Source organism: Saccharothrix sp. CCNWYY140, from assembly GCF_037401995.1.
Lineage (GTDB): Bacteria > Actinomycetota > Actinomycetes > Mycobacteriales > Pseudonocardiaceae > Actinosynnema.
This window is the reverse complement of the sequence record NZ_JBBEGC010000084.1, coordinates 25264-31572: the sequence shown is the minus strand read 5'-3', so window position 1 is coordinate 31572 and position 6309 is coordinate 25264. Positions and strand designations below refer to the sequence as shown.

The window sequence follows — 6309 nt, the reverse complement described above, 5'->3', positions numbered from 1 at the left end:
TTCGCCCAGGCCGGACGGGGAAAGAAACCGAGGCCCTTCCCGTGGTCGCTGCCGCTTGGCGGAACGCAAGAGCACCCCGCCCTTCGGGCGTAACGCCTTCGGCGGAAAAAGCGGCGCGCCTTCGGCGGAAAAGCGAAGCGCGCCTTCGGCGGGAAAGCACGCGGCGGTCGAGTGGTGGGTCGGGCAAGTCTGCGGCCGGCGGTGCCGGGTGCCGACCGCACGTCAGGCGGGGTCACTTGTCGCGTGGGTAGGCTTTCTGCACCTCGCCCTTGAGGTTGGCCTCCAGGTACGCGCCGCCGTAGTCGTCGGCCAGGTAGATCCGGATCGACGCGGTCCCGTCGATGATGTCGGTGTCCACGATGATGTACCGCGAAGTGGGCTGTGGGACGCCCAGTTCCTTGCCCGCCTGGTCGAACAGGGCGGGCAGGGCGTCCCAGTTCACCTCGTTCAGGTCCAGCACCGCCCGGTCGGCGTCCACGCCGTCCGGGCCCCGCCTGGTGGCCTTCCCTCCCCGGTACTCGAACTCGTCGAAGCCGTTCTTCACGGCTGCGGTTGGGGCGGTGGCTGAGGCGCGGTCGGGGTAGATGACGAGTTCGGAGACCTTGGTGCCGGCCATCGCCTCGCTGAGTGCGCCTACCGCCTTGCGTGCGCCGGCGGGGGTGAGCAGGTCTTCCTTGGCCGCGGGGGCCGCTGTGGTGGTTGGGCCGGTGGGTGGGACGACGTTGGGCACGGTGCCGGTTGTCGGGGTGGTCGAGGAGCCGGTGCCGGGGTTCGCCGAATCCGTCGTGCCGGTCAGCTTGACCACCACCACCGTCACCACGACCACCAGTGCCACCGCGACCAGCGAGCTCACCACGGCGCCGGTCCGCTTGCGCGCCTTGGGCATCGGGGTCGGGTACGAGTTCGGGTAGCCCTGGTGCGGACCCTTGAGCGGGGTGGGCGTCGGGCCGGACGGCCAGTGCGCGTACTGCGGTCCGCTCTGCGGCGGTGGGGGCGGTCCCGGCACGGCGAAACCGGCCGGGGTGGGCGGACCCAGCGGCGGGGCCTGGTCGCGTTCGGCGGCGGCGAGCAGTTGGTCCAGGACCTCGCCGGTCGGACGGTCGGCGGGGTCGTTGCGCAGGGCGGCGGTGAGGGCGGGGGACAGGGCGCCGGCGCGGCGGGGTGGTGGGACCGGCTCGGTCATCACCGCGGCCAGGGTCGCCATCGTGGACGCCCGGCGCATCGGGTGGTAGCCCTCGACGGCCACGTACAGCAGCATCGCCAGCGACCAGAAGTCCGACGCGGTCTGCGTCTCGTCGCCGCGCAGCCGTTCCGGGGCGATGTACTCCGGGGACCCGATGACGTCGCCGGTCGCGGTGAGCTGGGTCGAGCCCTGCAAGGCGGCGATGCCGAAGTCGGTGAGCACGGCGCTGCCGTCGGTGCGCAGCAGCACGTTGCCGGGCTTGACGTCGCGGTGCATGACGCCCGCGGAGTGGGCCGAGCGCAGCGCCGCGAGCACGTCCCGCCCGACCCGCGCCGCCTCGGGGACGCTGAGCGCGCCCTCGCGCAGCCGCGCGTCCAGCGAGGTGCCGCGGACCAGTTCCATGACGATCCACGGGTAGGGCGAGTCGGGGGAGTCGATGATCTGGTAGATCGACACCACGTTGGGGTGCTGCAACCGGGCGAGCGCGCGGGACTCGCGCAGCACGCGCTCCCGCAGCTGGGCGGCCATCGCGGGGGTGCTCTCGACCTGGTCCGAGTCGGCCGGGCGGACCTCCTTGATGGCGACCTCGCGGTGCAGCCCGAGGTCCATCGCGCGCCAGACCGTACCCATCCCGCCGCTGCCCAGTCGTTCCAGCAGCTCGAACCGCCCGTCGACGATCCGCCCGGTGTGCTCTCTCTCAGACACCGCGCAAAGCTAGCAACCGATCACCGAGGTCCGAGGCGAGTGGTACAACGACTTCCAGTACATCCGATGTCTGTCTCGACTGGCCTTCACTTCGTGTCACATACATGCCAAAGGTCCGTGTGTGGGCGGGCTATCGCTCGTGCATACATCGGACCTATACTCGCCGACGCCCCGGCCGGGTCTGCCCTGTCCCGTACCCACGCCCAACGGAGGGTGTCCATGCCTGGATCGAAACCGAAGTCACCGGCGGCGCTGGCCGTGCTGGCCCTGGTGTCGGCGGGTCTCCTGGCGGTGTCCGACCCGGCCCCCGACGCGCACGCCCAGCAGGCGCCGGACGGCAGCACGCTGTGGTACGACGAACCCGCCGACGACTGGGAGAGCCGGGCGCTGCCGATCGGCAACGGCGCGCTGGGCGCGATGGTGTTCGGCGGCGTCCAGTCGGAGCAGGTGCAGTTCAACGAGAAGACCCTGTGGACGGGCGGCCCCGGCGCGACCGGCGGGTACAACCACGGCAACTGGACCTCGCCGCGGCCCGGCGCACTGGACGAGGTCGTCGACGTCATCAACCGCAACGGCTCGGCCGACCCGAGCTGGGTGGCCGGCAAGCTGGGGCAGCCCAAGACGAACTTCGGCGCCTACCAGACCTTCGGCGACCTCCGCCTGGACATGGCCGGGCACAGCACCGGCTACAGCGGGTACCGCCGCGAGTTGAACATCGGGGACGGCACCGCGAAGGTCGCCTACACCAACAACGGCGTCGTGCACAGCCGCGAGTACTTCGCCAGCTACCCCGATGGCGTCGTGGTCGGGCGGCTGGGCGCGAACCAGCCGGGCAAGGTGTCGTTCACCCTGCGCTACACCTCCCCGCGCAGCGACTTCACCGCGACCGCCTCCGGTGGCCGGCTGACGATCCGGGGCGCGCTGGCCAACAACGGCATGATCTTCGAGTCGCAGATCCGGGTCATCGCCGATGGCGGAACGGTGACCAGCAGCGGCGGCGCGGTGACGGTGTCCGGGGCCAACAGCGCGATGTTCGTCCTCGGCGCCGGCACGAACTACGCCGACACCTACCCGAACTACCGTGGTACGGACCCGAAGGCTCGCGTCACGTCCACTGTGGACAACGCGGCGGCCAAGTCCTTCGCGACCCTGCGCGCGAACCACACCGCCGACCACAAGGCGCTGTTCGACCGGGTGAAGCTCAACATCGGCCAGGTGATGCCGAACAAGCCCACCGACGACCTGCGTGCCGCCTACACCGGCGGTCCCTCGGCCGACGACCGGGCGTTGGAGGCGTTGTACTACCAGTACGGCCGGTACCTGCTGATCGCGTCCTCGCGGGCGGGGTCGTTGCCGGCGAACCTGCAAGGCGTGTGGAACAACTCGACCTCGCCGCCGTGGTCGGCCGACTACCACACCAACATCAACATTCAGATGAACTACTGGCCGGCCGCGCAGGCGAACCTGGGCGAGACGGCGGAGCCGTTCGTGCGGTTCGTCGAGGCGCTCAAGGCGCCCGGCCAGGTCACCGCCGGTTCGATGTTCGGCACCGGCGGCTGGGTGGTGCACAACGAGACCAACCCGTTCGGCTTCACCGGCGTGCACAACTGGGCGACCGCGTTCTGGTTCCCCGAGGCGAACGGGTGGCTGGCGTCCCAGGTCTACGACCTCGCCACGTTCAGCGGCGACACCGCCCAGCTGACCCGGGCGTACTCGCTGCTCAAGGGCGCGAGCGAGTTCTGGCTGGCGAACCTGCGCACCGACCCGCGCGACGGCAAGCTCGTCGTCACGCCCAGCTACTCGCCGGAGCACGGTCCCTTCACCGCCGGTGACTCGATGGCCCAGCAGATCGTGTGGGGGCTGTTCAACGACACCATCGCCGCGTCCCAGGCGCTCGGTGTGGACGCCGACTTCCGGTCCCGGGTGCAGGCCAAGCTCGGCGCGATGGACCCCGGTCTGCGCGTGGGCAGCGGCGGGCGGTTGCAGGAGTGGAAGAGCGACAGCATCACCGGCGAACCGCAGCACCGGCACGTGTCCCACCTCTACGCGCTGCACCCGGGCCACCAGATCGCGGCCGGCACGGCGTTCGGCGACGCCGCTCGCGCCACCCTGGTCGACCGCGGTGACGGCGGCACCGGCTGGAGCAAGGCGTGGAAGATCAACTTCTGGGCGCGGCTGCTCGACGGCGACCACGCCCACAAGATGGTCGCCGAACAGCTCAAGTCCTCCACGCTGGCGAACCTGTTCGACACGCACCCGCCGTTCCAGATCGACGGCAACTTCGGCGCCACCGCCGGCATGACGGAAATGCTGCTGCAAAGCCAGAACGGCGTGGTCCACGTGCTCCCCGCGAAGCCGAGCACCTGGGCCACCGGCTCGGTGACCGGCCTGAAGGCCCGCGGCAACGTCACCGTGGACGCGTCCTGGACCGCGGCCGGTGGGGTCGACTTCACCCTGCGCCCGGCGAAGTCGGGCACCCTGACCGTCCGCAACGGCATCTTCACCGGCCAGTACACCCTGACCGACACCACGACCGGCCAACCGGTCGCCGGCGCCCGCAACGGCGACAAGATCACCTTCACCGCCACCGCCGGCCGCACCTACCGCGCCACCGGCACGATGAGGAACCTGGCCCTGAACGCCCCCGCCACCCAGTCGAGCACGTACCACACCGGCGCGTCGGCGAGCCGAGCCGTGGACGGCAACACCAACGGCGCTTTCTGGGACGGCTCGGTCACCCACACCTCGGACAGCCCGCTGGACACCAACCCGTGGTGGCAGGTGGACCTGGGCGCGTCTAGGCAGGTCAGCGCGGTGCAGCTGTGGAACCGGACGGACTGCTGCGCGGACCGCTTGCGACAGTTCCACGTCTTCGCGTCGGACTCGCCGTTCACCTCCACCGATCCGCAGGTGACGGCGCGGCAGCCCGGGGTGTGGAGCGTCTTCCAGAGCGCTGCGGTCGGGAGGTCGCTGTCGCTGCCGGTCAACCGCACGGCCCGGTACGTGCGCGTCCAACTGGTCGGCTCCGACCGGCCGCTGTCGTTGGCGGAGGTCCAGGTGTTCGGCTAGGCGGGGTTCGCCTGATCGCCTGGGTCGAGCGCCTGCTCGACCCAGGCGGTCGTGGAATGGCTCGGTCGAGGTCGCTCAGGGGCCTCCGCGCGGCCGACGGACCCTCGAGTTCGGACAAAGGGTGGGTTCGCGCGGAGGACCGACTTATTACGTTCTGCGGGTGCGAATCCTCTTTTCGAGCCTTGGCTCATACGGACACACCTACCCCCTCATGCCCCTGGCCATCGCCGCCCACGAGGTCGGGCACGACGTCACGTTCGTGACCACCGCGCCGTTCGCCCGGACAGTCACCAGGTACGGCATCGAGCACGTTGCCGGGGGCATGGACATGCTCGCCGCGTTCCACCTCGCCGGTGCCGGGCCGGCCGACCGCAAGACGCCCGGGTTCCGGCCCGAGAGGGTGTCGGCGGTGTTCGGGTCGGTGTTGCCGCGGAGTTACGCGGCGGACCTGGTGCCGGTGATCGTCGAACGCAAGCCGGACCTGGTCGTCCACGAGGTGGCCAACCTGGGTGCCGGGCTGGCGGCCAAGGTCGTGGACGTGCCCGCGGTGTGCCACTCGTTCGGGCGGATGTGGCGGCCCACCGGGCCTCCCGAAGCCTTGCGGAGATACCTGACAGAGGTCGCCGCGGACCTCGGTGTCGACCTGCCCGACGGTGACCTCATGTCACTGGGCAACCCCTACCTGGACATATGCCCGCCCTCGGTGCAGCACCCGGAGTTCGCGGTGTCCCGGGCGGTCCCGTTGCGCCCGGTCGCCTACTCGGAGCCCGGCGAGTTGCCGGAGTGGGTGCGTGAGCACCGGAAACCGTTGGTGTACTTGACCTTGGGCACCGCGTTCGGTGACGCGGGCGTCCTGCGCACGGCGATCGCGGGACTGGCCACGCTGGACGTGAAGGTGCTCGTGTCCACAGGGCCGAGCGTCCCGGTGGGAGCGTTGGGAGAGGTGCCGGACAACGTGGTGGTGCGGCCGTGGTTGCCGCAGGCCGACCTTCTGCCGCATGTGGACCTCGTGGTGCACCACGGTGGCGCGGGCGCGACGATGGGCACGTTCGCCACGGGCGTGCCGCACCTGGTCTTACCGCAGGGCGCCGACCAGTTCAGCAACGCCGACGTGGTCACCGCTGCCGGGCTCGGGGACCAGGTGCTCGCGGCGGACCTGACCGCCGAGGTGGTCGCGGCCAAGGCGCACCGCCTGCTCACCGACGACGCCGTGCTCGCCGCGGTCGAGGCGATGGCGGAGGAGGTGGCCGCCATGCCGTCGCCGCACGACGTCGCCCGCGCGCTGTCCGACCACGCGTGACGACACGGTCCCGCCCGCACCGACGAACGCCGGTGCGGGCGGGAACCCCAAG

At 70.9% G+C, this 6309-nt stretch carries 3 protein-coding genes; 2 read left to right on the top strand and 1 reads right to left on the bottom strand.

The window, feature by feature from the left end; genetic code table 11:
- Positions 1 to 232 precede the first annotated feature (232 nt).
- On the bottom strand, positions 233 to 1888 hold the full coding sequence (locus tag WBN91_RS28415) for a serine/threonine-protein kinase (protein ID WP_337723042.1): 1656 nt from the start codon (positions 1886 to 1888) through the stop codon (positions 233 to 235).
- A 219-nt stretch (positions 1889 to 2107) separates the two neighbouring features.
- On the opposite strand from WBN91_RS28415, the gene WBN91_RS28410 reads away from it, so the two are divergent.
- Both WBN91_RS28410 and WBN91_RS28405 read left to right on the top strand, forming a co-directional pair.
- Positions 2108 to 4957: a glycosyl hydrolase family 95 catalytic domain-containing protein gene (locus WBN91_RS28410; RefSeq protein ID WP_337723043.1), complete on the top strand. Its 2850-nt coding sequence runs from the start codon at positions 2108 to 2110 to the stop codon at positions 4955 to 4957.
- Positions 4958 to 5117: 160 nt separating this feature from the next.
- Positions 5118 to 6257 carry a glycosyltransferase gene (locus WBN91_RS28405; RefSeq protein ID WP_337723044.1) on the top strand — a complete coding sequence of 380 codons (1140 nt, stop codon included), beginning with the start codon at positions 5118 to 5120 and terminating at the stop codon, positions 6255 to 6257.
- Positions 6258 to 6309 lie beyond the last annotated feature (52 nt).

Bases quoted from the DNA above. Each gene is read 5' to 3' on its own strand.
- WBN91_RS28410 (WP_337723043.1), top strand. From the start codon at position 2,108: ATGCCTGGATCGAAACCGAAGTCACCGGCGGCGCTGGCCGTGCTGGCC.